Here is a 25,408-nt window from a genome sequence, read left to right as displayed (position 1 = left end):
GGCTTGTCTCAATGATTGCGCGGGATCAGGTCCGATAACCGCCAGCCATCCCGGTGGGGGCGTGATAGGCAGGGATCAGGACCACCCCTCCCGCCCGGACCCTTTTCCATGCGCCTGTACCTCTCCACCCTGTCCACCCCCATCGGCCTGTCCCTGATCGTGACGGATGGGGCCGGCACCCTGCGTGCCCTGGATTTCGAGGATTACCGGCCGCGGATGGACCGGCTGCTGCGCCGGCATTATGGCGCGGTCGATCTGACCGATGCCCCGCTGCCCGGCCCCGTGGCCCAGGCCCTGTCCGCCTATTTCGATGGCGACCTGACGGCTCCCGACAGCCTGCCCACCGCCACCAACGGCACAATCTTCCAGGCCCGTGTCTGGGCGGAACTGCGGCGGCTGCGGCCGGGGGAGACCCTATCCTATGGCAGCATGTCCGCCCGTATCGGACAGCCCAAGGCGGTGCGGGCCATGGGTCTGGCGAATGGTGCCAACCCCATCGCCATCGTGGTGCCATGTCACCGCGTCATCGGGGCCAATGGCGCCCTGACCGGCTATGGCGGCGGGCTGCACCGCAAAGAATGGCTGCTGCGCCATGAGGGGGCGGATTTCAGGAACTGACGGGTTGATAACCGTCGCGCAGCAGGGCCGCCAGCAGGTCGAAATCGATGCTTTCCGGTTTGCGGAACCGGATGCAGCCCTTGCCATGGTCCAGACGGGCGACGGCGTCCGCATGCTGTTCCGGCACCTTGATGCCGGTCAGGTAGATCGACACATGCTGCTTCTGGCTGGCGAAGGCGAAGATCGCGCGACCATCGACGCTATAGGCGGGCATGCCCCACTGCATCTCCTCGACAGGATCGGGCAGGTTGGCGCGCGCCACGTCCCGGATGCGCAGCAGCCAGGGCAGGCGGGCAGGGTCAGCCTCTGCCAGATAGGCATCGACGGTGGCGGCCTTGGATTGCACCATGATCGTTCTCTCCAGCGTTCCGACAGGGGAGCATGCCGGCCCCGCCGGCCCACCGCTTGACAGGCGGGGCCGGCTCGGTGCCCATAGGCCGCATCATGCCACGCGACCCCGCCCCCCGTCCCAAAACCCTTCGCCATGTCCGCGATCTGGCCGATCACGGTCTGGTGCATGGGGCCGCCCTGCCGGAACTGGAACAGGTGGCGGCCCAGTTCGCGGTGGCCGTGACCCCCGCCATGGTCGACCTGATCGACCCGACCGATCCGCAGGATCCGGTGGGCCGCCAGTTCCTGCCCGATGCGCGGGAACTGGATATCAGGGACGAGGAACTGGCCGATCCCATCGGTGACGATCCCTTCACACCGGTGAAAGGCATCGTGCATCGCTACAAGGACCGGGTGCTGCTGAAGCCTGTCCATGCCTGCCCGGTCTATTGCCGGTTCTGCTTCCGCCGCGAAATGGTGGGGCCGGGGTCGGATGCGCTGAACGCCACCGAACTGGACGCCGCCATCGCCTATATCGAAGGCAATCCGGAGATCTGGGAAGTCATCCTGACCGGTGGCGATCCCATGATCCTGTCGCCGCGCCGGATGGGGGAGATCATTGCGCGGCTGAACGCCATCCCGCATCTGGGGCTGGTGCGTATCCACACGCGGGTTCCCCTGGTCGATCCCGGCCGCGTGGATGCCGACATGCTGGCCGCCCTGAAGGGGCCGCGCATCGCCACCTGGGTGGTGCTGCATTCCAACCATTGGCGGGAATTCGGCGAAGAGGGGAAGGCGGCGGTGGCGCGGCTGGTCGATGCCGGTATTCCCATGCTGGGGCAGAGCGTGCTGATGCGTGGCATCAATGATGATGTCGAGACGCTGACCCGCACCTTCCGCACCATGGTTTCCAACCGGATCAAGCCCTATCACCTGAACCATGGCGATCTGGCCAAGGGCACCAGCCATTTCCGCACCAGTGTGACGGAGGGCCGCGCCCTGATGAAGGCGCTGCGCGGGGATGTCTCCGGCCTGTGCCAGCCCACCTATATCCTGGACATTCCCGGCGGCCACGGGAAGGTGCCGCTGACCGACAGCTATCTGACCCCGACGGGGCAGGCGGGGGAATGGCGGGTGGAAGACCCGCGCGGCAACCACCATCCTTATCGCGGATGATGGTGCTGCGGCCAAAGCGATACTGGCCGTTGGTCCTGTGCCGCACTACATAGGGTCTGTTATTCCCCTGCATGGTTCTCGGTGATGAAGAAGCTGGGTCTTTCCGTCCTGTCCGCCCTGTTGCTGGCCGGTGCCGTGCAGGCGGCCCCCGTCCGGTCCAATCTGGTGGCCACGGACAATGTGGAGACCTTCATCACCCTGGAAACCGCCGGCGTGGCACCGGGACAGACCGTCTGGGCCGCCCTGACCCAGAATATCCGTCCCCACTGGCACACCTACTGGATCAATCCCGGCGACAGCGGCATCCCGACCGAGATCAAATGGACCCTGCCGGAAGGGTGGGCGGCCGATGCCATCACCTGGCCGGCGCCGACCCGGTTCCCCATCGGGCCGCTGGTCAATTTCGGTTATGGCGATCAGGTGCATCTGCTGGTTCCCCTGAGCGTGCCGGCCACGGCCGTGCCGGGGCAGGCGGTGACGCTGGATGCCAAGGTCGACTGGCTGGTCTGTGAGGATATCTGCATTCCGGAATCGGCCGATCTGTCGATCACCGTGCCGGTCGTGGCTGGTACGGCGGCGGTGGAGCCGGAGGCGGCCCCCCTGTTCACCCGTGCCCGCGCCAGCCTGCCGGTGCCCAGCCCCTTTCCGGCCACCCTGTCGCCGGGCGACAAGGCGCACCGCCTGACCCTGTCGGCCCCCGGTATCGACCGGGGCAAGATCAGCGAAGCGTTCTTTTTCCCGCATGATTACAAGGTGGCCAGTTCCAATGCGGCACAGGACCTGACGGTGGACGGGCAGGGGCTTTCCCTGTCCCTGGTCCCCGGCGGCCCGCTGCCCGCCGGCCCCGTCACCGGTGTCCTGACCTTCACCGAGGAACTGGACGGGCAGAAGCTGCGCCATGCCTTTGCGGTGGAGGCCGCCATCGGTGCCGCCGCCGGCCCGGCAGCGGGTGGGGCAGGGCAGACAAGCTGGGCCACGGCGCTGCTGCTGGCCCTGCTGGGCGGGGCGGTGCTGAACCTGATGCCGTGTGTTTTCCCTGTCCTGTCGATGAAGGCGCTGGCCCTGCTGCGCCATGTGCCGGGCCATGCCCGTCGGCACGGGCTGGCCTATACAGGCGGCGTGATCGCCTGTTTTGCGGTGGTGGCCGGGGCTCTGCTGGCCCTGCGTGCCGGGGGGGCCGCCATCGGCTGGGGCTTCCAGCTTCAGGACCCGCTGGTCGTTGCCGTACTGGCCTATGTCATGCTGCTGCTGGGCCTGTCCCTGTCGGGCGTCTTCACGCTGGGCGGTTCGGTGATGGGGGTGGGCCAGGGGCTGGCCGGGCGCGACGGGCTGGCCGGCAGCTTCTTCACCGGCGTGCTGGCCACCGTGGTGGCCACGCCCTGCACGGCCCCCTTCATGGGCACGGCCCTGGGCTTTGCCATCACCCAGCCCTGGCCCGTGGCCCTGTCGGTGTTTCTGGCGCTGGGCCTGGGCATGGCCCTGCCGTTCCTGGCCCTGTCCTTCTCGCCGGCGCTGCTGCGGCGCCTGCCCCGGCCCGGCCTGTGGATGGAACGGGTGAAGCAGGCGCTGGCCTTCCCGCTTTACGCGTCGGCCGCCTGGCTGATCTGGGTCCTGTCGATCCAGGCGGGGCCGGCGGCGCTGGCCACCGTGCTGGCCGGCATGGTCGCCGTCGCCTTTGCCGCCTGGGTCTATGGCCAGACGCGCCTGTCGGGCGGGTTGGGCCGGACCCTGGGCAGCGTCCTGGCCCTGCTGGCGCTGGGCGGGGCCATTGCCGGCGCCACCACGGCGGCCCCCGTCGCCACCCCCGCCACGGGGACTGGTGGCGCACAGACCGCCGGCAGCGCCGACCACGAACCCTGGAACCCGGGGCGGCAGGCCGAATTGCTGGGCCAGGGCAAACCGGTCTTCGTCAATTTCACCGCCGCCTGGTGCGTAACCTGTCTGGTGAATGAACGCACGTCGCTTTCCACGGATGCCGTGAAGCAGGCGTTGAAGGACAAGGGCGTCACCTATCTGAAGGGCGACTGGACCAACCGGGACGCCACCATCGCCCGCGTGCTGGAAAGTCACGGGCGCAGCGGCGTGCCGCTCTATCTGCTGTACCTGCCCGGCAAGCCGAACCCGGTGGTCCTGCCGCAGATTCTGACGGAAGGCATCGTGCTGGACGCGTTGTCCGGCCTGCCCGCCGCCTGATCGATTCGCCTTCGCGGAACTTTCTTTCACTTCTCCTTGTTGGCTTCCTGAGAGCATTGCCGGGAACGAGGGGCCGCTATGTCCTTGTGGATATGACCCTGGGTGGGCTTGCGGCCCCGATACCGGCGCCTTATCTTAGAATTATTCTAAGACGGGTGGGGCGTCCGGCCGCCGATGCGGCCCTCGCGACATCCGGGGAGAAAGACCATGGCCAGTTACAACGAAAGCACCGAGTTCCTCCGGACTTTCACGGCCCAGGCCAACCGCTATCCCATGCTGCTGCCCGAGCAGGAGGCACAGCTTGCGCGCGACTGGGCGGACCGGCAGGACCGCCGTGCCTTCGACAAGCTTGTGCAGTCGCATATGCGCCTTGCCGTGAAGGTGGCGGGCAAATATGCGCGCTCGGGCCTTCCCATCGCCGATCTGGTATCGGAAGCGAATATCGGCCTGATCAAGGCGGTGCAGCGTTTCGATCCGACCCGTGGTTTCCGTCTGGCGACCTATGCGCTGTGGTGGATCCGGGCGGAGGTGCAGTCCTTTGTCCTGCATAATTGGTCGCTGCTGAAGGGCGGCAACACCGCCACGCTGAAGCGCCTGTTCTTCAACCTGCGTCAGACCCAGCGCAAGCTGGGTATCCATGACCGGGTGATGAGCGACGCCGAAGCGCAGCGGGTGGCCGAAACGCTGAGCGCCAGCGTCGAGGATGTGCGCGAGATGGAACACCGTTTCGCGACACCGGTCGGGTCGCTGAACGTGCCGGTGGGGGAGGATGGCGACCATGAAGCCATCGACCTGCTGGCCGATGACACCGAAAGTGTGGAAGAGCGGCTGGTCGATCGCGGCGAGCTGACGGCGCGCCGCGCCCTGATGAAGGACGCGCTGACCCAGTTGGGCGAGCGTGAACGGCATATCTTTGCCGCCCGCAACCTGTCGGACCAGCCGGTGACGCTGGAAACCCTGGCCCGCCATTATGGTGTCAGCAAGGAGCGTATCCGCCAGATCGAAAGCGGCGCCTATAAGAAGGTGGTCCGTCGCGTCCGATCCCATGCCGAAACCACCCCCCTGTTGCCGCCCATGGCGCTGGGCCGCCGGGCCGGCCTGATGGCGATGGCGTAAGCGACTCCGCGCCCGTCCCCGGTGTGCAGCGCCGGGTGAGGGGCGGAAGGAGGGGGGCGAGGGCGGTGGTTTACGCCGCCGCACCCCGTGTCGCCGTCGCCGCTTCGGCCTGGTTCAGCAGGTCGGCCAGTATCTCGGCCACGGGCTGTTCGCGGGTAACCATGCCCACCGACTGTCCCGCCATCAGGGAACCGTTTTCCACATCGCCGTCGATGACGGCGCGGCGCAGCGCGCCGGCCCAGTAATGCTCGATCTCCAACTGGGCTTCCTTCTGATCCAGCGCGCCCGCGTCGAATCTGGCGATCACCTCGCGCTGCTTTTCCATGAAGCGCTTGGTGCCTTCGTTCTGCAGGGCGCGCACGGGGATCACGGGGAAACGGTTGTCCAGCGCCACCGACGCGATAGCGTCGCGTGCGCCGGCCCGGATGAAGGCCTGCTTGAAGTTGGGGTGCGCGCGGCATTCGGTGGCACAGACAAAGCGGGTGCCAAGCTGTACGCCGGCCGCCCCCATCTCCAGATAGGAGACGATGGCCTCGCCCCGACCGATGCCGCCCGCCACGAACACGGGCACGTCACGGATTTCCGGCAGGATCTCCTGCGCCAGGACGGAGGTGGACACCGGGCCGATATGGCCCCCGGCCTCGCTGCCCTCGATCACGATGGCGTCGGCACCGGCCCGGATCAGGCGCTTGGCGATGACCAGGGCGGGGGCAAAGCACATGACCCTGGCGCCGCCATCCTTGGCCGCCTTGATCGCCGTGCCGGGCGGCAGGCCGCCGGCCAGCACGATATGCCCGACCTTCTCTTCCAGGCAGACCTGGACCAACTGGTCCAGTTGCGGGTGCAGGGTGATCAGGTTGACGCCGAAGGGCCGGCTGGTCAGGGCCGCCGTGGCGCGGATTTCCGCGCGCAGCAGGTCGGGCGGCATCGACCCCGACGCGATTACGCCGAAGCCGCCGGCATTGGAAATCGCGGCCACCAGATTGCGGTCCGACACCCAGGTCATGGCTCCGCCCATGATGGCAAGGTCGGTGCCCAGAAAATCACGGCCCCGCGACCAGAGCTGATCCAGATATTGGCGAGCGGACATGGGCGCAGCCCCTTAGCATTCATAAAAAAAACCACAGGTTGGCCCTGCCTACCGTTTGCGCGGTAAAGGGTCAAGAGGGGCTGCGAGATTGCTGCCGTCTAGCTCTTCTGGCAGGTGGCCTTTTCACCGCTCAGGCTGCGGCAGAGAAGGCCGCCGCTGGTCTTGAACGTGCCGTCGGGATTGCGGCGTATGGAGATCTTGTTGGAAAACTGCACCCAGCCGGCACTGCCCCAATGGGACCGGATGCCGTTGGAAAAGACCAGCGTCCCGTCGGGGAATTTCACGACGGCGGTCCCGTCCTTGAAGGTGATGCGATCCTCGTCCAGGGTCGCCACCTGGCTGTTGCTGCACAGGATCATCTCCTCCGTCCCGTCCTGCCTTGTGCAGACCACGGGATCGCCGCCCGACAGCACCATGGCGAATATCGTCACTTCCAGTACGTTCAGCGGCATCACCCACACCTGTTCCGGTTAAAAGCCCCGGGTCATTATCCTAAATCCGGGCCAGGATGAAAATACGCCGGAAGGGGAAGAGGGTGCTGCCATCCGCCTCAGGCGGGTAGGCCCGGCTCAGCGCGTCGCCATAGGCCGCCCTGAAGGCGTCCGCCTGCTCCGCCGGCAATCGGGCCGTGACCGGCAGCAGCGCCGTCGCCGACACCCATTCCAGCACGGGGTCCTCGCCTTCCAGGACCTGCACATAATCCGTGTGCCAGATGTCGATGCTGCCGGCATGGGGCCGCAGCACCCGCCAATAATCGGCCGGCGGCAGGACCCTGCCATGGTCCAGGGCGCCGGTCAGCATGGCGTGCCACGGCTCCCGAGCCGCCAGTTCCCGCAGCAGAAGATGTGACGGGGCGGCGAAATTGTCGGGCATCTGCACCGCCAGCACGCCGCCCGGCGCCAGATGCCCGGCCAGCCGCGTGAACAGGGCCGGATGATCGGGCAGCCATTGCAGGGCGGCATTGGAAAAGACCAGATCGGGCGGTGCATCGGGCCGCCAGGACCCGATATCCCCATGCTGCCAGGCAATGCGCGACGGCGTGGCGGCCGCCTTGCCCAGCATGGCGGGATCGCTGTCCAGCCCGGTTACCGTGGCTTCGGGAAACCGGTCGGCCAATTGCCGGGTCAGGTACCCGGTGCCACAGCCCAGATCGATGGCCGTCCGCACGGGGATGGCTGGTATCGCTGCCATCAGGTCCCGCCCCGGTCGTTCCCGCAGCGCCCGGTAGCGTTCGTAAAGGTCCGGGTTCCAGCCCATTCCTGCCTCCCTCTCTGCCGCCACCCCGCATGCTGGCGCGAAGTACAGGCCGGGGCAAGGGAGGCAAAGGTGGAGGGCGTCAGGCGGCTTCGGCCATCCGCACCTGCTGTGCCAGATGTGCGCCCAGGCGCAGCGACAGGGCCACGATGGTCAGGGTCGGGTTGGCCCAGCCGGAGGTGGGGAAGACCGAACTGCCCGCCATGAACAGGTTTTCCTTGCCCCAGACCTTGCCATTGGCATCGACCACGCCGGTGGATGGATCGGCCGACATGCGGGTGGTGCCGATATGATGATGGCCGCCCTGAAGCACATTGTGATGGTCGCCATCATCCAGCCCCGTGGGCCAGTCGGGGCTGCCGTCGTGCAGCCATTCGTCCATCGTGATCCTGCCCAGGCCCGTGCGTGCCAGCTCGGCCCCCACCAGTTCGGTCACCGCATGTGCCGACCGTTTATCGATGGGGGACAGGCGCCAATCCAGGTCGGCCCGGCGCTGGCCCAGCATGTCGCGGTCGGATGACAGGCGCACGCGGCTGTCCGGGTTGGGTGCCTGCTCGCCGCGCACCAGCAGATACAGGGCGGTCGGCTGCGCGATCAGCGCCCGCCGCCGGACATAGCGGCGATAGAGGTTGGTCGGTATCGACGGCAGCACGGGCAGCAGCCGCATCAGCTTGCGCCCTGCCCCTTCCGGCCACCATTGGCCCTTCTTCCAGGCGGCGTTCAGTTCCGTTGCCGCGTCCGTCACGCCGGGCAGGGAACGGTAATAAAGGGCGATGGAACTGTTCAGCACGCCCAGTTCCGCCTGTTTTTCCGCCGAGAGCACCAGGCTGGGGCACAAGGGCGGCAGGTGGCGCGGATAGGTCGTCCGCAACCGCTCCAGCAGCCGGACCGGGTCATCCGCCGTCACCCGGGCGGTGCGGCATTTGGGATGTTCCATGAAGAACCGGCCCACCAGATCGCGGCCATTGCCGATGCCCGCCGTCTCCACATCGGTGGAGGCCAGCAGCAGGCGCGGGTTTTCAATACCCCCCGCCGCCAGCACGTAATGGCGTGCCCGCACACGGTGGCGGGCGCCCGACGGCGTCGCCAGCCGCAGGCCGGTGACCCGGCGCGCATCGCCGGAGACATCGATATTGACGACCGTGCCGTGCAGCAGGGTGTTCACCTGGGGGCTGGCCGCCAGTTCGGTGCGGTATGCCTCCCCGAAACGTTGCGCCTTCATGCGCCAGAACCGCGTCTGGACCAGCGCCGGATCGAAACCCGGATCCTCCAGCCCCGCTTCCAGCCACAGGTCGTTGAACCGCGCCTCACCCACGCCGCAGAATTCGGCCGCGTCCCGGTAATTGCCGGCCAGATCGCCGGCCGTGACGGGCCAGCCACTGTGCGGCACCCAGGACCGGCGCTGGAAATCGATCGGGTCCAGCGGCACACAGCGCCCCGACCATGTGGCCGTGGTGCCGCCCAGCACGCGGTTGCGCGTCACATCCAGCGGATAATAGGGCAGGCCCACATTCTCGCCCTGGTTCAGGGTCTGCAGGTCTGTTTCCAACGACGGGCCGCCGCTTTCGATCAGGCAGACATCGCTGCCGGCGCGGGCCAGGCGCAGGGCCAGTGCAATGCCCGCCGCACCGGCGCCGACGATGGCCACATCGGCCGTGAATTCCTGTTCGGGGGGAAGGGTGAGCAGATCGGTCAGCATGGGGATGTCCCGCGATGGCATTGTCCCTTCATGTACGCGCCGGCCGCCCTTCTATTCCCTTGCGCCTGCGAAATTCCTTTCGCGGATGCGGTGCGCTGTGCCGGATGGATTTTTTGCGCAGATGCATGGAATAGGCGGGCCGGGCGCCGCGTATATGATCAAACACCACACACTTGCCGGTTCGTCCCCGCCTTGCTGCCCGATATCACCCGACACATCCCGGCCCTGCGGCGTTACGCGCTGGTGCTGACCCGCGATCCGGGACAGGTGGAAGACCTTGTCCAGGAAAGCCTGGCCCGTGCCCTGGCCGGCAGCCGTTCCTGGCGGCCGGGATCGGATCTGCGGGCCTGGCTTCTGTCCATCACCCACAACACGTTCATATCGGGATGGCGGCGTGAACAGGTGGTGCGGACGGGCCTGGAACAGGTCGCCGAAACCGCGCCGCATGCCGTCATGGCGGCCCTGCCCGACCTGCGGGTGGAGGCAAGGCAGGTGGTGGAACGGTTGCTGGCCCTGCCCGACGGCATGCGCGAAATTCTGTTGCTGGCGGTGGTGGAGGAAATGAGTTATCGCGAGATCGCGGACATGCTGGGCATTCCGCTTGGCACCGTCATGTCGCGTCTGGCCCGCGCCCGGGCCGCCCTGCGACAGCAGGTCGATACCGGTTCCGTGACACCGGAGTCGCGACGGGCCTCGTTCCGGCTGGTGGAGTAGGCGGATGCATCCTTTCGATCCAATCACCGAGGACGATCTCAACGCCTATATCGATGGCGGCCTTGATCAGCGCCGCCGCGCCGAGGTGGAGCAATGGCTGTCCCAATACCCGGAAGAGGCGGCCCGCATCATGGCCCAACTGGGGGAGGCGGACCTGCTGCGCGAAGGGCTGGGGGAGGAGATGTTCGCCGCCACGGCCGATGCGGGCACGCGGCATCTGGCCGGCCGGCTGCGCCAGCGCCTGATCTGGCGCGGCGTCACCCATGTCATGCAGCGGGCCATGATGATCCTGCTGCCGCTGGCCGCCGGTTACGGGCTGAGCTGGCTGCCCACGGGCGGGCAGCAGACGGCTGTGGCCGCGCATATCGTGCCCCTGTTCGCCGATGAGGCGGCGGAGGCCTATCGTACCGCCATGAAGGGGCTGGGGGCCGACCGTGTCCCGACCTTCCGCGATACGGATCTGCCGGCGCGGCTGGCATCCGTCGACGGGGAGCATCCGCTGCCCATTCCGGCCCCGCCTACCCAGCGCTGGCAGTTGCTGGGGGCTGAACTGACACCCTGGGACCATGGCGATGCCGTCCAGGTCTTCTGGCGGCACGAGACGAAGGGCACCGTGGTGCTGTTCGTGTCCGAGGACAAGGCCGATGCGGGACAGCCCGCCCTGCCGCCCACCCTGGGCCATACGGAGGAAGGGGATGTCGTCTATTGGCGCTCCGGCCCCTTCGTCTATGCGCTGCTGGGCACGGCCGATACACGCGCGCTTGAACGGGTGGCCCACCTGATCGCCCGCCCCGCGCCCGGCAAATGATGCCAGCGGTCAAATTCTTGACCGGTATCAGGCGACCCCTGTCTTTCCCGTCAGCCCGTCGTAAAGCCCCTTGGGCGTATCGGTGAAGACGCCGGCCACACCCCATTGAAAAAGCTGCCGGGCCTGGTCGGGATCATTGACGGTATAGGCCAGGACCGGCCGCCCCGTGGCGCGAAAGGCCCGGATGCTGTCGGCCGATTGTTTCTTCGCATCGATATTGATGGTGGTGGCGCCCAGCCGGTCGGCGATGTCGGCCCAGTCGGACGGTTCCTCATCCATCAGATATCCGCGCGGCCAATGGGGGGCGACCACGCGGGCCATGGACAGTGATTCGATCGAAAAGCTGGAAATCAGGGGCGGCGGCCGGTCGGCGGGCCACAGGTTCAGGGCCAGGGACAGCGCGATGCCCGCCGTCTGTTCGTCCCGGCCGGGGCAGGGCTTGATCTCCAGGTTCAGGTTGATATCCAGCAGCCGGGCCGCCTCGATCGCCTCCGCCAGCGTCGGGACCCGTTCGCTCCGGAATGCGGGGTCGAACCAGGAGCCGGCATCCAGTCGCCTTATATCGGCGAAATCCATGGCGGCGACAGGGCCCCGGCCATTGGTGGTACGGTCCAGGTCATCGTCATGCATCAGGATGGGCACGCCGTCGCGCGTGATCTTCACATCCAGCTCCACCCACAGCGCCCCCTGCAGCGCGCCCGTGCGCATGCCGGCAAGGGTGTTTTCCGGCGCATGGCGTGCCGCACCGCGATGGCCGATCAGGCGGGGAATGGAAAGCGACATGGCATAGGCGTCCGACAGTGGCGATGGCCGGGATGATAGCGGATTCAGACCGCGGCGACAGGGATTTGCGGCATGACCGGTTCCCGGTCCCAGGGCGGGGTGCCGTGGAAGGCGTCGGCCAGGAAATCCACCATCACCCGCACCTTGGCGCTGAGATGGCGGCGCGACGGGTAGACGGCCAGCACATCGATATCGGGCAGCCTATATCCCGGCAGCAGCGGGACCAGCCGGCCCGCCCGCAGATCGTCGCCGATCAGGAAGGTGGGCTGCCAGGTGATGCCCACCCCGTCCAATGCCGCCGCGCGCGCCGTATCGCCATTGTTGGTCAGCAGGGCGCCATTGACCCGCACGGCATGGTCGCGGCCGTCCGTGTCCGTCAGCCGCCATTCCTCCGCCATCGTGGCCTGGGTATAGATGATGCACCGGTGGCGGGCGGCCAGATCATCCGGGCTTTCCGGGTGGCCATGCCGCGCCAGATAGGATGGCGACGCGCAGACGATGTTGCGTGACACGGCCAGCCGCCGCGCCACATGGCTTTGTGCGCCGGCGCGGGAGATGCGGATCGCCATGTCGTACCCTTCCTCCACGATATCCACGACACGATCGATCAGCGACACGTCCAGCATGACGTCGGGATGCTGCGCCATGAAGCGCGGCCACAGCGGTGCCAGATGCCGGATGCCGAAACTGACCGGCGCGTTGATGCGCAGCCGCCCGCGCGGCTTCACGGTCGCGGCGCCGGCCAGCGCCTCCAGTTCCGCCACCTCGTCCAGGATGGCGCGCCCCCGGTCGAACAGGGCCTGACCCGTCTCCGTCAATGACAGGCGGCGTGACGTGCGGTTCAGCAGGCGGGTGCCCAGATAGGCCTCCAGCTCCGCCACATAGCGGGTGACATTGGCGGGCGAGGTGTTCAGCGCGTCGGCGGCTTTGGCAAAGCCCCCTTTGCCCACAACCGCCACAAACATTTCAAACGCCCGCAGCCGGTCCATGGTCCGCCTTTCATTCATAAAAACTGAATGATCAAAGCATTTTTACCCCATCGATGAAAGTAATCATGGGGCGTAGGGTTCAATCATCAACGGCGCCGATGCGGCGCCCACCTGAACCCGAAAGGACCCGATCATGAACCGTTTGCAGAACAAGGTCGTCATCATCACCGGCGCCAGCGCCGGCATCGGCCGCGCCACCGCCCGCCTTTTCGCCGCCGAAGGCGCGAAGCTGGTCGTCGCCGCCCGCCGTCAGGCCGAGCTGGACAGTCTGGTCGCTGAAATCCACGCCGCCGGTGGCGAGGCCGTGGCGCTGGCCGGCGACGTGCAATCCGAAGACTTCAACAAGGCCCTGGTCGATCTGGCCGTCAGCCGTTACGGCCGCCTGGACGTGGCCTTCAACAATGCCGGCACCCTGGGCGCCATGGGGCCGACCGACGGCATCGATGCCGATGGCTGGAACCAGACCCTTGCCGTCAACCTGACCAGCGCCTTTCTGGGCGCCAAGTATCAGATCCCGGCCATGGCCGCCAATGGCGGTGGCTCGGTGATCTTCACCTCCACCTTCGTGGGCTATACCGCTGCCTTTGCCGGCATGGCGGCCTATGCAGCCAGCAAGTCGGGCCTGATCGGCCTGACCCAGGCGCTGGCGACGGAATATGGCCCCAAGGCGGTGCGGGTGAATGCGCTGCTGCCCGGTGCCGTGGAAACGGAAATGTACCATACGGCCAACAGCACACCGGAAGCCCAGGGCTTCATCAACAACCTGCATGCCCTGAAGCGCGCCGGTCAGCCCGAAGAACTGGCCCGGGCGGCCCTGTTCCTGGCGTCCGACGACAGCAGCTTCGTCACCGGCACGGCCAGCCTGGTCGATGGCGGCCTGTCCATCTCGCGCGGGTAAATGGGGGGTAGAAACCCGGATTTTACGCTAAATCCAATGCTTTACGGGCCATCTCGCGCAAGGGACCCGGTCGTGCTATCACGGCCGGGTCCCTTTTTTGTTGACCCGAGTTGCCCATGCCCGAATTGCCCGAGGTGGAGACCGTCCGGAATGGCCTTGCCCTGAAATTGCAGGGGCGGCGGCTGGTGCGGGTGGATCAGCACCGGCCGGATCTGCGCTTCCCCCTGCCGCTGGATTTTGCCCGCCGTCTGACGGGGCGGCAGATCCTGTCGCTGGACCGGCGGGCCAAATATATCCTGATCCGCGTGGAAGGTGGCCTGATCTGGATGATCCATCTGGGCATGTCGGGCAGCATGGTGGTGAAGCCGGGGCCGGCCGGCGGCCCGGCGCCGCATGACCATCTGGTCTTCCATACCGATGATGGCTGGGTCGTCACCTATAATGATGTGCGCCGCTTCGGCTTCATGGACCTGTTCGAGGAGGCGGGGATGGATGCCCATCCCATGCTGGCGGGTCTGGGGCCGGAACCGCTGGGCAACGGCTTTCATGCCGACGGCCTGTCGGCCCGGCTGCGCGGGCGAGCGGCACCCATCAAATCCATGCTGCTGGACCAGAAGGTGGTGGCGGGCCTGGGCAATATCTATGTCTGCGAGGCGCTGTTCCGCGCCGGCATCGACCCGACGCGCAGCGGCGACAGCGTGGCCGGGGCCGATGCCGAACGTCTGGTTCCCATCATCCGCGATGTGCTGGGCGAAGCCATTGCCGCCGGCGGATCGACCCTGCGCGACTTTGTGCAGTCGGACGGGGAACTGGGCTATTTCCAGCACAGTTTCCAGGTCTATGGCCGCGAGGGGGAAGGGTGCGGGCGCTGTGACTGCGACCCGGCGGTCACGGGCGGCGTGAAGCGTATCATCCAGTCCGGCCGTTCCACCTTCCTTTGTGCCCGGCACCAGCATTGACGCCTTGAAGGAGGCACCCATGCCGCATCTGTTCCCGCCACTGCGCACGCTGTTCCCCGCCCTGCTGCTTTTGCTGGCCCTCGGCGTCCTGCCCCCCGCCCATGCCGCCTTTGTGCCGGGCACGGAGGATGTGCCCCTGGCGCCGGGGCTGGCGGCGGTCGCGGATGGTGCGCTGGTTTTCGACAATCCCACCGGCCGCATCATCCAGGCCACGGCCATCGGCCCCGCCGACGCCGATACCGTCACCCGCTTCTATGCCGAGACATTGCCGCAACTGGGCTGGGCGCGGGGAACGGATGGCCGCTGGACCCGGGCGGAGGAGGTGCTGGACATCACGATCGCAACGGATGCGCCCACCCGCCGTCTTACGGTGCGGTTCCAATTGTCGCCGCGCGCCGACCGTTGATGCCGGGCGGGGTGCCGATAGCGACCCCCGACACATCCCGCGCAACCCAGATCAAACAAGGGATGGGGTATTCAAATCAAGCGGGACCCCATATACATCGTATTACTGCAGGGCGTCTTGTGAAGAACCCCATGACGACTCGGGCAGGACTCTGGCGGAACCCGCAGGGCGATTGCCAGACAAGCAAGTTTCGTATGGGCGCCTTGCCCGCACCCGCTTGACGGGGCGGTGGGGCGCCTGTATAAGCGCCGCTTCCTACGGCACATCCATGTCCCGCGTAAAGGTTTCCTATGGCCAATCACAAGTCCGCTGAGAAGCGCATCCGTCAGACCGCCACCCGGACTGAGGTCAATCGCGCCCGCGTCAGCCGTATCCGCACCTTCCTGAAGAAGGTTGAGACTGCCATCGCTACCGGCGACAAGTCCGCCGCTGCCGAGGCTTTCAAGCTGGCGCAGCCCGAGCTGATGCGCGGCGCCTCCAAGGGCGTGCTGCACGCCAACACCGTCTCGCGCAAGCTGTCGCGCCTGTCGGGCCGCATCAAGGCCCTGGGCTGATAGCGCGCTTGCCGTAAGGGACCCGCGCGGTGCGACATCGCCCGCGCGGTTTTCTTTGTCGGCATGGGGTTCGGCACGCCGCCGCCAATCATTCGCCGCCGCCTGCGTCCGCTGCGAACGATTTTTGCTTTTTTCGGCGTTCCCTTTTCGGTCCCGTTGCGACTCTCCCGCCACCCCTCTAGCATCCCTCGTCCGCCATCCGGTGTGACAATGGAAGCGATGCAGACGGGTGTGTGTCGCCCTTGGATTGCAATCCAAGTTGGCGCATCGGATAGTGGATGCCAAGCTGCATCCCAGTTCCGGCCCCGCCGGTGGGCTGCCATATTCTTGAAAACATGACCTGTACGAAGGGGGTATTCCGCAAGGGAACGTCCGTTGTTACGGTTTTGTGTTTCGGCAACCAACCGCCTTACCCAGTATAAGGGTGAACCGAAAGAAGGACGGGCGGGTCGGGTGCCGGGTGGGGCGGTGCCAATGGCGACATTGGCCCGATGGCGATGGGGATGTCCGGCCGGCCGCATGACGCTGGCATGGTGGCGTCAGGTGTGTATCCGGCGGGTCCGCGGAACAGGCGACCTTTGTTTGCCGATACATTGATTGGAAGTTGCAGGCGGCATGAAGCTGCCTGCAGGTGGCGTGCCGCAGCAGATGCAGCGGCGCGGGCAATGTGAAGTTGGGCCTTGGGGCGGGGAGCAACGGTCGAATGTCAGTGCAGGGTTCGCTGGATCAACAGTGGGCGCGCGTGCGGGGCCGCTTGAAGGACGAAGTGGGCGAAACCGCCTATCGTTCCTGGCTGAAGCCGCTGACCGTCGGCTCGCTGGATGGCGGACAGCTTCGCATCCTGGTGCCCACGCGTTTCATGCGCGACTGGATCCGTACCCATTATGCCGATCGGATTCGCGCCCTGTTCTCCGGGGAGAATCCGGGTGTGCAGACGGTGGAGATCGTGGTGGCCAGTGCTGCCCGGCCTGACGCCGCCGCGACCCCGGCCAATGACGCGCCGGTGGCCGCCACGGTCGCGCCCGTCGCACCCAAGCCGGAACCCGTCACCGAACTGGTGATCGAGCCGACGCCCGCCCTGTCGGCGGTGGAGGATCGCACCGACGAGATGTCGGCCCCGCTGGACCCGCGCTTCACGTTCGAGAATTTTGTGGTGGGCAAGCCGAACGAACTGGCCTTTGCCGCCGCCCGCCGCGTTGCCGATGCGCAGGCCGTGCCCTTCAACCCGCTGTTCCTCTATGGCGGTGTGGGTCTCGGCAAGACGCACCTGATGCATGCCATCGCCTGGGCCATCCGCAAGAAGGACCCGTCGCGCCGTGTGATCTATCTCTCGGCCGAAAAATTCATGTACCAGTTCATCCGGGCGCTGCGCTTCAAGGACACGATGGCCTTCAAGGAGCAGTTCCGCTCGGTCGACGTGCTGATGATCGACGATGTGCAGTTCATCAGCGGCAAGGACAGCACCCAGGAAGAATTTTTCCATACCTTCAATGCCCTGGTGGACCAGAACCGTCAGGTCATCATCAGCGCCGACAAAAGCCCGTCGGACCTGGAAGGCATGGAGGAACGGCTGCGCTCGCGCCTGGGCTGGGGTCTGGTGGCCGATATCCACCCCACCACCTATGAACTGCGCTTGGGGATTCTGGGCCAGAAGGCCGACCGCATCGGCGCCAAGGTGCCGCCCAAGGTCCTGGAATTCCTGGCCCACAAGATCACCAGCAATGTGCGCGAGCTGGAAGGGGCATTGAACCGCATCGTTGCCCATGCCGAACTGGTGGGCCGCGCCATCACGCTCGAATCGGCGCAGGATGTGCTGCACGACCTGCTGCGCGCATCCAACCGCCGCGTGACCATCGAAGAGATCCAGAAGAAGGTCGCGGAACATTTCAACATCCGCCTGGCCGACATGAGCAGCGCGCGGCGTGCCCGCGCCGTGGCCCGCCCGCGCCAGGTGGCCATGTATCTGGCCAAGCAACTGACCCAGCGCAGCCTGCCGGAAATCGGTCGCAAATTCGGCGACCGCGACCACACGACCGTCATGCATGCCGTCCGCAAGGTGGACGAACTCTGCGGCACCGACCCCGCCTTCGCCGAGGATGTCGAACTGCTGCGCCGCATGCTGGAAGGGTGAGGACCCGCCGGTTCCGGTGGGTCGAGTCCCTTGCTATCCCAGCCCGGCGGTGTTTCCCTGGAGGAATCGGAGGCTGGGTATCGCCGGGAGAGCGCATGATGCGGGGACGTCTGTCCCTTATGCTGGTGATGTTGCTGTCGGCCCTTGCCCTGACAGCGCCGGTGTCCTGCGCAGACGCCCCCATTGTCCGGGTCTCTGATTGGCAGTCGCAGGGGCAAGAGACACGGGTCGATTATTTCCACGACCTGTTCCGCCGCCTGATGGTGGAGACGACACCCCAATATGGCCCCGTCCAGATCGAGGCGGTGCGGGAGAAATTCTCCCAGAGCCGGCTGCTGGCCGAACTGAAGGCCGGGCGTATCGACGTCACCTGGACCGGCACCAATATCGAGCGGGAACGGGACGGAAGGCCCGTGCGCATCCCGATCGACATGGGGTTGATCGGTCAGCGCGTGCCCGTCATCCGGACACGGGATGCCGCCGCCTTTGCCGCAATACGCGGGGTGGAGGATCTGAAGCGCTTCACGGCCTGCCAGGGCGCGCAATGGCCGGATGTCGATGTGTTGGCGGCCAGCGGTCTGCCCCAGGTCACCAACGTCCATTTCGACCAGCTTTACGCCATGCTGCGCGCCGGCCGCTGTGATTATTTCGCGCGGGGTCTGGCAGAGGTGGCGGAGGAATTTGAAACCTATGGCGGATCGGACCTGATGATCTTCGACCGGCTGGTCATCGCCTATCCGATGCCGGTCTATTTCTATGTGGCGCCGGGGCAGGATGCATTATATCGCCGGCTGGAAGAGGGGCTGCGGACCATGGTGGCCAGTGGCGAGCTGCGGCACATGCTGTCCACCCACCCCTCCACGCGCGGGGCCTTTCCGCTGGAGCGGTTCAACGACGCCACCATCATCCGCCTGCCCAATCCCAACCTGCCGCCGGCCACGCCCCTGTCGGACCCGACCCTGTGGCTGAGTGTGGGCCGGCCGGGTAACGGGCCCTCCTGACGCGAATGCCATGCCATTCCCTCCCGATCGGGCCGCCGGCCCGGTTGCCGTGGAGGGGTGTTCCGTGCTAGGTCCCGCCCAAACACTTCACGCCTTTTAACCGGAGCATCCGATGTCCGACGAGACGATCAACCAGGCTGATGACGCCGCCGAAGCCCAGTCCGCGCGCCCGGTGCCGCCGCTGGTCGTCAATATGCAGTATGTGAAGGATCTGTCGTTCGAAAACCCGAACGCGCCGCGCATCCTGGCCAGCGCTTCCGAACAGCCCAAGATCGACCTGCAGGTCGATCTGCAGGCCCAGGGTCTGGCCGACAATGTGGCCGAGGTGCAGATCCGCCTGCGCGCCGAGGCGACCGTGGGCGAGGCCACGGCCTTCATCGCCGAACTGGTCTATGCCGGTGTCTTCACCCTGCCGCCGATGCCGGCGGAGACCCAGCGCGCCGTGCTGCTGATCGAGGGGCCGCGCCTGCTGTTCCCGTTCGCCCGCCAGATCATCGCCGACGTCACGGCCCAGGGCGGTTTCCCGCCGCTGCTGTTGCAGCCGCTGGACTTTGTCGACCTGTATCGCCGTCAGGTCCTGTCCCAGCAGGCCGAGATGGGCGACGCGCAGGGCAATGCCTGATCCGATTTCCGGTCTTGATGACAAGAACGCCGCTGGGTCCACACCCCGCGGCGTTTTTTATTCAGCTTCGGGCCAGCATGGCGCGGAACTGCGGCAGGGCGACCGCCAGGAAGGCACCGCCCAGCCCCGCCAGCACCAGCATTTTCGGCCAGACGATATCCAGCCCGGCCCCGCGATAGAGGATGGCCTGCGCCAACTGCACAAAATGCATGGTGGGCGACGCCTGGATCAGCCATTGCAGCCCCTGCGGCATGCTTTCCAGGGGCGAGGTGGCGCCCGACAGCATGTTCAGCACCATGAAGATGGGAATGGCGATCAGGGCGAATTGCGGCATGGACCGGGTGACGGTGGCCAGCAGGATGCCCAGCGATGTGGTCGCGAACAGGTAGAGCGCCACCCCGCAGAGGAACAGGCCCAGCGAGCCATGGATGGGCACGCCCAGCCAGCCCCGCACCACAAAGGTCAGTGACAGGCCCGACGCCACCAGGATCACCAGACCATTGGCCCAGATCTTGGCCAGGGCGATTTCCGATGCGGTGATGGGCATGACCAGCAGGTGTTCGATGGTGCCATGTTCACGCTCCCGGATCACGGCGGCCCCGACCAGCAGGATGGACAGGATGGTGATGAACTGGATCACCGCCATCACGGCCTGGAACCACATGCCTTCCAGGTTGGGGTTGAACAGGGTGCGCGACACCAGGGTGACGGGGGCGGCCGTCGTTCCCTGCGGGTCCAGCGCTTCCGCCACCTCCTGCTGGATGATCTGCTGGATATAGGCGCTGCCCAGCCCCGCCTGGGTCATGGCGGTGGCGTCAATGTTAAGCTGTACCGTGGGTGAATGGCCGTGGCGCAGGTCGGCTTCCATCCGGGGCGGCAGGTCGATGATGAAGGTATAGTCCCCGCCATCCATGGCCGCATCCACGGCCCCCCGGTCCAGCCGGTCCGGCGCCCGGAAATAGGGGGGCAGCAGCGCATCGCCGATCCGGTGCGACAGGGCCGACCGGTCGCCATCGACGATGGCGACGCGGGCATTGCTGACATCGGTCTTCACGCCGGTCGCCACCGTATAAACCGACAGGGTGAAACAATAGAGGATCAGGACCAGCAGCACCTTGTCCGCCAGCAGGGACGACAGTTCCTTGCGGCCCAGAAACCAGACAGTGGCCAGCCAGTGCCGCATGGTCAATCCTCCTGCTTTTTCAGCAACAGGCAGGCCGCCCCCAGGAACACCAGGCCGAACAGGGCCAGCATGGTGAATTCCAGGTGGAAGGCGCCAAAGCCCCGCGCCTTGGCGAAGCTGCCCAGGCTGATCGTCTGGAACCAGAGCGAGGGGAAGGACAGGCCGAACAGCCGCGCCCCGCCTTCCAGCGTGGCGGCGGGATAGAGAAAGCCCGAGAAATTCACCGCCGGCACGGTGCAGAGGATGGCGGTCAGCGCGATGGCCGCAACTTGCGTCTTCACAAAGGTGGAGACCAGCAGGCCCAGGCCTGTGCCCGCGATGATGTACAGCACCACGCCCAGGCACAGTGCTGCCAGCGACCCCTTCACCGGCACCGCGAACAGCAGCCAGGCCACGACCAGCATGATCAGGAAACTGGCGAACCCGATCAGGACATAGGGCGCCTGCTTGCCGATCAGGAATTCACCCACGCTGGCGGGGGAGGCGTAAAGATTGGCGATGGACCCGATCTCCCGCTCCCGCACCACGCCGATGGCGGTCAGCATGGGCGGGATCATGATCAGCAGCACCATGATCACCCCCGGCAGAATGGCGGCTGCACTGCGGAACTGCTGATTATAGCGGAAGCGGGGTTCGATCGTGACGGCGACCGACGCCGTGTCGGGCGCCCGCGACCGGCGCACCAGATCCTGCACATAGGCCAGCGCGATCCCCTGCACATAGCCCTGCGCCGTTTCCGCCCGGAACGGCATGGCCCCGTCCAGATAGACGGCCAGTTCCGGCCGCCGCCCCTGCATCAGGTCGCGCCCGAAGGAGGGTGGGATGGAAATGACCAGGCGCAGTTCACCCGTCTTCAGCCGCCGTTCGATATCGGCATCGCTGGTCACGGGCGCACGTTCACGGAAATAGCGGGAGCCTGTAAGGTTTTCCACCAACTGCCGGCTTTCCAGGCTCTGGTCCCGGTCATAGACGGCGAAGGGCAGATCCTCCACATCGAAGGTGATGCCGTAACCGAAGGTCAGCAGCAGGATCAGCGGTCCGAACAGGGCAAAGGTCAGGCGGACAGGATCGCGCAGCACCTCCACCATCTCCCGCCGGGCAAAGGCCCAGATGCGGGAAAGGGAGGTGGCAAGCCCGCCCCTGGCATCGCCTTTCGGTCCGTCATCGGCCAGGGTCGCGGCCGGCGGCGGTTCCTCGCTGAGGCCGCCGGCCTGTTTCAGCACGGCGACAAACGCATCCTCCAGCGTCGCCTCCCCCTGCCCGTCGCGCAGTTCGACGGGCGTGCCGACGGCCAGGACCCGGCCCGCATGCATCAGGGAGATGCGGTCGCAGCGTTCCGCCTCGTTCATGAAATGGGTGGAGACAAAGATCGTCACCCCGTCGCGGCGCGACAGATCGGCCAGATGCCGCCAGAACAGGTCCCGCGCACCGGGGTCCACGCCCGATGTCGGTTCATCCAGGATCAGGATTTCCGGCTTGTGCAGACAGGCCGCCGCCAGTTGCAGCCGCTGCCGGATGCCCAGCGGCAGGGCGGGCGGCAGGGACTCGGCCACCTCCGCCAGCCCGAAATCGGCCAGCGATTGTTGGGTGACCGCCGCCACCCGGTGGGCCGGGATCCGGTAAAGCCGCGCATGCAGTTCCAGATTGGCGCGGACCGACAGTTCCTCATAGAGCGAGAAACTCTGCGACATGTAGCCGACGCGCAGCCGCGTCTCCATATCGGCCTTGCCCACGGGGCGGCCCAGCAGGGTGGCCGTGCCCGATGTGGCGGGCAACAGGCCGGTCAGCATCTTCATGGTTGTCGTCTTGCCGCAACCATTGGACCCCAGGAAGCCGAAAATCTCCCCACGCTTGATACGGAAGCTGACATTGTCCACGGCCGTGAAATCGCCGAACTGCCGGGTCAGGCCCTCGGCCATGATGGCGTCGGGACCTTCGCGATCGACAAAGGGCGGCATCACCAGCGGTTCCTGCCCGCCCCGGCCCCCGGCCCGCAGCGCGGCATAGGCCTGTTCGGGGGTGGTGGCCCCGGCCTTGGCCAGCATTTCGGTCTGCGGCCCGGCGGCCAGGATATGTCCTTCATCGATGGCGACCAGATGGTCGAAGCGCGCCGCCTCCTCCATATAGGCGGTGGCGACCAGCAGGGTCATGCCGGGCCGTTCGGCGCGGATGGCGTCGATCAGGGTCCAGAATTGCCGCCGCGACAGCGGGTCCACGCCCGTCGTTGGTTCGTCCAGGATCAGCAGGTCGGGATCATGGATCAGGGCGCAGCATAGCGACAGTTTCTGTTTCATGCCGCCCGACAGCTTGCCCGCCGGGCGGTCGGGGAACGGGTCCAGGCCCGTGGCCTTCAGCAGCCGGCCGATGCGGGCCGCCCGCTCCGCCCCCGACTGACCGTACAGCCGGCCGAAAAAGTCGATATTCTCCGCCACCGACAGGGTGGGATAGAGGTTGCGGCCCAGTCCCTGCGGCATATAGGCGATGCGCGGGGCCACAAGGTCGCGATGGGCGGCGTCGCCCATGTCCCCGCCCAGCACGCGCACCGTGCCGGCCTGCAGCTTCCGCACCCCGGCGATCAGGCCCAGCAGGGTGGATTTGCCCACCCCGTCCGGCCCGATGATGGCCACGGTCACGCCTGCCGGGATCGACAGGTCGGCGCCGTCCAGCGCCCGTTTTTCCCCATAAAGATGGCGGACGCCCGACAGGGTGATGGCGGGTTCAGCGGTTGGCATGGGCGGGCGCCGTCGGCAGTTTCGGGGCCAGCCGGTCCGGCCAGGGTGCCGCCGGGTCCAACTGCACATAGGCCTGTCCCGTCAGCCCGGCGCGCACATAGTCGCGATATGTGGTCAACAGCGCCGGATCGATGGACAGTTTCACGCGGTACATCAGCTTTTCCCGCTCATCCGCCGTTTCCACGGCCTTGGGCGTGAACTGCGCCTCCGCCGCCACGAAGCTGACCTTGGCGGGGATCACATAGGTGGGGGCGGCGTCCAGTACGATGCGCGCATCCGACCCGTGTGCCACCCGTCCCGTCTGACCCGTGGGCAGGAAGACCGTCATGAACACGTCCGACAGGTCCAGCAGGGTGGCCACCCGCCCGCCACCGGCCAGCACCTCGCCCGGATGGGCCAGCCTGTATTCGATGCGGCCGGCCACGGGACTGGTCAGATCGGTTTCAGCCAGATTGGTATCGATCTGCAGCAACTGGGCCTTGGCCGCCTCCAATGCCGCCTGGGCGTCGCCCACATTGGCGCGGGCCGCCTGCAAGGTGGCGGCGTCCACCTCGTTCTGGGCCTTGCGGCGATCGACCTCGCTGGCCGGCACGGCACTGGTGCGGGCCAGATCCATGCCGCGTTTCAGTTCCACGCCCGACAGCCGGTATTCGGCCTGCCGCACGGCCACCTGCGCCTCGGCCTGCAGGATCGCCTGTTCGGCCCGGCGCACGGAGGCCGCCGCCGCCGCCCGCTGGGCCAGCAATTCGGCCTTGTCCATGCGGGCGATGATGGCCCCCCGCGCCACGGCATCGCCCTCGCGCACGGTGATTTCCATCACCCGGCCCGGCAGCTTGGCCGCGATGTCGATACGCTCCACCTCCACCCGGCCATTGGCGCTGGCCAGGCCGGGGGGCAATTGTCCGGCCCTGGCGTTCCACCAGTAAAGGCCGAAACCGCTGCCCACGACGGCAAGGGCCAGCAGGGCGATCAGGGGTGGCGCACGCATGGGAACACTCCGCTTCATCGGGCGATGATGCGGTCAGCATACGGTGCGGAGACGGCATTGGCATTGCGGCAGGTCAATTCCGCAGGTGCGTAATGGGGGTACGCCGATCGGGCCTTTCTCAGCCCTTGGCCGCTGCCAGCTCGGCCGCCTTGGCCTCCACCAGCTTCACCAGATGGTCGACGATGGCCTCGTCCTTCAGACGGTGGGCCGGCAGGCCGCCCAGATAGACCTGATGCGTGCCCTTGCCGCCGCCGGTGAAGCCGATATCGGTCATGGTGGCCTCTCCCGGCCCGTTCACGACACAGCCGATAACGCTGACCGTCAGCGGTGTGGTGATATGGGCCAGCCGTTCCTCCAGCACCTCCACCGTCTTGATGACGTCGAACTGCTGACGCGCGCAGGAGGGGCAGGAGATGACGGTAACGCCCCGGCGGCGCAGGCCCAGGCTTTTCAGCATCTCGTACCCGACCTTCACCTCTTCCACCGGGTCGGCGGAGAGGGAGACACGGATCGTATCGCCGATGCCGGACCAGAGCAGCATGCCCAGTCCGATGGAGGATTTGACGGTACCGGCGCGCAGGCCGCCCGCCTCTGTGATGCCGATATGCAGCGGGTAGTCACAGGCCTCCGCCAGCCCCTGATAGGCGGCCACGGCCAGGAACACGTCCGACGCCTTCACGGAAATCTTGAACTCCCGGAAATCATGGTCTTCCAGGATCTTGGCATGGGTCAGGGCGCTTTCGACCAGCGCCTGCGGGCAGGGTTCGCCATAACGTTCCAGCAGCTCGCGTTCCAGGCTGCCGGCATTGACGCCGATGCGCATGGAACAGCCATGGTCCTTGGCCGCCTGCACGACCTCGCGCACCCGCTCCGCCGACCCGATATTGCCGGGATTGATGCGCAGGCAGGCGGCGCCGGCCTTCGCCGCCTCGATGGCGCGGCGGTAATGGAAATGGATGTCGGCCACGATGGGCACCTGGGCCGCGCGCACGATCTCGCCCAGGGCCGCCGTGCTTTCCTCATCGGGGCAGGAGACACGCACGATATCGACACCCGCCTCTTCCGCCCGGCGGATCTGTTCGATGGTGGCCTTGGCGTCGGCCGTGACCGTGTTGGTCATGGTCTGCACCGTGATCGGCGCATCACCACCGACCAGTACCGACC

The 25,408-nt window shown here is 66.7% G+C and carries 24 protein-coding genes; 13 read left to right on the top strand and 11 right to left on the bottom strand.

The features are described from left to right. The first annotated feature begins 108 nt into the window (after positions 1 to 108). Positions 109 to 618 (top strand): methylated-DNA--[protein]-cysteine S-methyltransferase, encoded by a 510-nt coding sequence (locus tag KBA48_RS23290; protein ID WP_292910883.1) that lies wholly within the window; start codon positions 109 to 111, stop codon positions 616 to 618. On the opposite strand, the gene KBA48_RS23285 is transcribed toward KBA48_RS23290, so the two are convergent. Then, positions 608 to 967, bottom strand: coding sequence for an iron chaperone (locus tag KBA48_RS23285; protein ID WP_292910881.1), 360 nt, complete (start codon positions 965 to 967; stop codon positions 608 to 610). The genes KBA48_RS23290 and KBA48_RS23285 overlap by 11 nt on opposite strands. A 95-nt stretch (positions 968 to 1,062) precedes the next feature. Here KBA48_RS23285 and KBA48_RS23280 point away from each other — a divergent pair, with 95 nt between their 5' ends. The 3 genes from KBA48_RS23280 (at position 1,063) to KBA48_RS23270 (ending at position 5,433) form a co-directional block, all read left to right on the top strand. Next, positions 1,063 to 2,124 carry a lysine-2,3-aminomutase-like protein gene (locus KBA48_RS23280; protein ID WP_292910879.1) on the top strand — a complete coding sequence of 354 codons (1,062 nt, stop codon included), beginning with the start codon at positions 1,063 to 1,065 and terminating at the stop codon, positions 2,122 to 2,124. 84 nt (positions 2,125 to 2,208) lie between these two features. Beyond that, entirely contained in the window at positions 2,209 to 4,317 is a 2,109-nt protein-coding gene (locus KBA48_RS23275) for a protein-disulfide reductase DsbD (protein WP_292910877.1), read from the top strand. 207 nt (positions 4,318 to 4,524) lie between these two features. After that, a complete protein-coding gene (locus tag KBA48_RS23270; protein WP_292910875.1) occupies positions 4,525 to 5,433 on the top strand; it encodes an RNA polymerase factor sigma-32 in 909 nt (302 codons plus the stop codon). Positions 5,434 to 5,503: 70 nt separating this feature from the next. Here the strand turns inward: KBA48_RS23270 and KBA48_RS23265 are convergent, their stop codons facing one another. The 4 genes from KBA48_RS23265 to KBA48_RS23250 form a co-directional block, all read right to left on the bottom strand. Further along, positions 5,504 to 6,523 (bottom strand): nitronate monooxygenase, encoded by a 1,020-nt coding sequence (locus KBA48_RS23265; protein WP_292910873.1) that lies wholly within the window; start codon positions 6,521 to 6,523, stop codon positions 5,504 to 5,506. A 98-nt stretch (positions 6,524 to 6,621) separates the two neighbouring features. Continuing rightward, positions 6,622 to 6,975: a hypothetical protein gene (locus tag KBA48_RS23260; RefSeq protein ID WP_292910871.1), complete on the bottom strand. Its 354-nt coding sequence runs from the start codon at positions 6,973 to 6,975 to the stop codon at positions 6,622 to 6,624. Positions 6,976 to 7,015: 40 nt separating this feature from the next. Further along, positions 7,016 to 7,780, bottom strand: coding sequence for a methyltransferase domain-containing protein (locus KBA48_RS23255; protein WP_292910869.1), 765 nt, complete (start codon positions 7,778 to 7,780; stop codon positions 7,016 to 7,018). Positions 7,781 to 7,859: 79 nt separating this feature from the next. Next, a complete protein-coding gene (locus KBA48_RS23250) occupies positions 7,860 to 9,476 on the bottom strand; it encodes an FAD-dependent oxidoreductase (protein WP_292910867.1) in 1,617 nt (538 codons plus the stop codon). A gap of 192 nt (positions 9,477 to 9,668) precedes the next feature. On the opposite strand from KBA48_RS23250, the gene KBA48_RS23245 reads away from it, so the two are divergent. Then, a complete protein-coding gene (locus tag KBA48_RS23245; protein WP_292910866.1) occupies positions 9,669 to 10,190 on the top strand; it encodes a sigma-70 family RNA polymerase sigma factor in 522 nt (173 codons plus the stop codon). Positions 10,191 to 10,194: 4 nt separating this feature from the next. Continuing rightward, a complete protein-coding gene (locus KBA48_RS23240) occupies positions 10,195 to 10,998 on the top strand; it encodes a hypothetical protein (protein ID WP_292910864.1) in 804 nt (267 codons plus the stop codon). Positions 10,999 to 11,025: 27 nt separating this feature from the next. Here the strand turns inward: KBA48_RS23240 and ugpQ are convergent, their stop codons facing one another. Both ugpQ and KBA48_RS23230 read right to left on the bottom strand, forming a co-directional pair. Continuing rightward, on the bottom strand, positions 11,026 to 11,781 hold the full coding sequence (gene ugpQ / locus KBA48_RS23235; RefSeq protein WP_292910862.1) for a glycerophosphodiester phosphodiesterase: 756 nt from the start codon (positions 11,779 to 11,781) through the stop codon (positions 11,026 to 11,028). Between the two features lie 44 nt (positions 11,782 to 11,825). Next, the gene (locus KBA48_RS23230) at positions 11,826 to 12,770 is read right to left on the bottom strand and encodes a LysR family transcriptional regulator (protein ID WP_292910860.1); all 945 of its coding nucleotides are present in this window, start codon (positions 12,768 to 12,770) and stop codon (positions 11,826 to 11,828) included. Positions 12,771 to 12,903: 133 nt separating this feature from the next. On the opposite strand from KBA48_RS23230, the gene KBA48_RS23225 reads away from it, so the two are divergent. The 7 genes from KBA48_RS23225 to secB all read left to right on the top strand — a co-directional run bounded on the left by KBA48_RS23225 (position 12,904) and on the right by secB (position 19,341). Continuing rightward, positions 12,904 to 13,668, top strand: a complete 765-nt coding sequence (locus KBA48_RS23225) for an SDR family oxidoreductase (RefSeq protein WP_292910858.1) — start codon at positions 12,904 to 12,906, stop codon at positions 13,666 to 13,668. 116 nt (positions 13,669 to 13,784) lie between these two features. Next, entirely contained in the window at positions 13,785 to 14,627 is an 843-nt protein-coding gene (gene mutM / locus KBA48_RS23220; RefSeq protein WP_292910856.1) for a bifunctional DNA-formamidopyrimidine glycosylase/DNA-(apurinic or apyrimidinic site) lyase, read from the top strand. 19 nt (positions 14,628 to 14,646) lie between these two features. Next, a complete protein-coding gene (locus tag KBA48_RS23215) occupies positions 14,647 to 15,033 on the top strand; it encodes a hypothetical protein (RefSeq protein ID WP_292910854.1) in 387 nt (128 codons plus the stop codon). Between the two features lie 290 nt (positions 15,034 to 15,323). Next, positions 15,324 to 15,587 carry a 30S ribosomal protein S20 gene (gene rpsT / locus KBA48_RS23210; RefSeq protein ID WP_292910852.1) on the top strand — a complete coding sequence of 88 codons (264 nt, stop codon included), beginning with the start codon at positions 15,324 to 15,326 and terminating at the stop codon, positions 15,585 to 15,587. Between the two features lie 703 nt (positions 15,588 to 16,290). Continuing rightward, positions 16,291 to 17,718 (top strand): chromosomal replication initiator protein DnaA, encoded by a 1,428-nt coding sequence (dnaA, locus tag KBA48_RS23205; RefSeq protein ID WP_292910850.1) that lies wholly within the window; start codon positions 16,291 to 16,293, stop codon positions 17,716 to 17,718. Between the two features lie 95 nt (positions 17,719 to 17,813). Beyond that, positions 17,814 to 18,719 carry an ABC transporter substrate-binding protein gene (locus tag KBA48_RS23200; RefSeq protein WP_292910848.1) on the top strand — a complete coding sequence of 302 codons (906 nt, stop codon included), beginning with the start codon at positions 17,814 to 17,816 and terminating at the stop codon, positions 18,717 to 18,719. Positions 18,720 to 18,831: 112 nt separating this feature from the next. Then, positions 18,832 to 19,341, top strand: coding sequence for a protein-export chaperone SecB (gene secB / locus KBA48_RS23195; RefSeq protein ID WP_292910846.1), 510 nt, complete (start codon positions 18,832 to 18,834; stop codon positions 19,339 to 19,341). 61 nt (positions 19,342 to 19,402) lie between these two features. Here the strand turns inward: secB and KBA48_RS23190 are convergent, their stop codons facing one another. The 4 genes from KBA48_RS23190 to ispG form a co-directional block, all read right to left on the bottom strand. Next, the gene (locus KBA48_RS23190) at positions 19,403 to 20,524 is read right to left on the bottom strand and encodes an ABC transporter permease (RefSeq protein WP_292910844.1); all 1,122 of its coding nucleotides are present in this window, start codon (positions 20,522 to 20,524) and stop codon (positions 19,403 to 19,405) included. Positions 20,525 to 20,526: 2 nt separating this feature from the next. Continuing rightward, complete coding sequence (gene rbbA, locus KBA48_RS23185; protein ID WP_292910842.1) at positions 20,527 to 23,256, bottom strand: ribosome-associated ATPase/putative transporter RbbA; 2,730 nt, start codon at positions 23,254 to 23,256, stop codon at positions 20,527 to 20,529. Continuing rightward, positions 23,243 to 24,244, bottom strand: coding sequence for an HlyD family efflux transporter periplasmic adaptor subunit (locus KBA48_RS23180; protein WP_292910840.1), 1,002 nt, complete (start codon positions 24,242 to 24,244; stop codon positions 23,243 to 23,245). Before KBA48_RS23180 ends, rbbA begins: the two co-directional genes overlap by 14 nt. Before the next feature lie 118 nt (positions 24,245 to 24,362). Next, a partial coding sequence (ispG, locus tag KBA48_RS23175; RefSeq protein ID WP_292910838.1) for a flavodoxin-dependent (E)-4-hydroxy-3-methylbut-2-enyl-diphosphate synthase occupies positions 24,363 to 25,408 on the bottom strand: 1,046 nt, incomplete at its 5' end.

It is taken from the genome of Niveispirillum sp. (genome assembly GCF_017996735.1).
Lineage (GTDB): Bacteria > Pseudomonadota > Alphaproteobacteria > Azospirillales > Azospirillaceae > Niveispirillum.
Note: the sequence above shows the minus strand (reverse complement) of the source record. Positions and strands in the feature narration are given on the sequence as shown.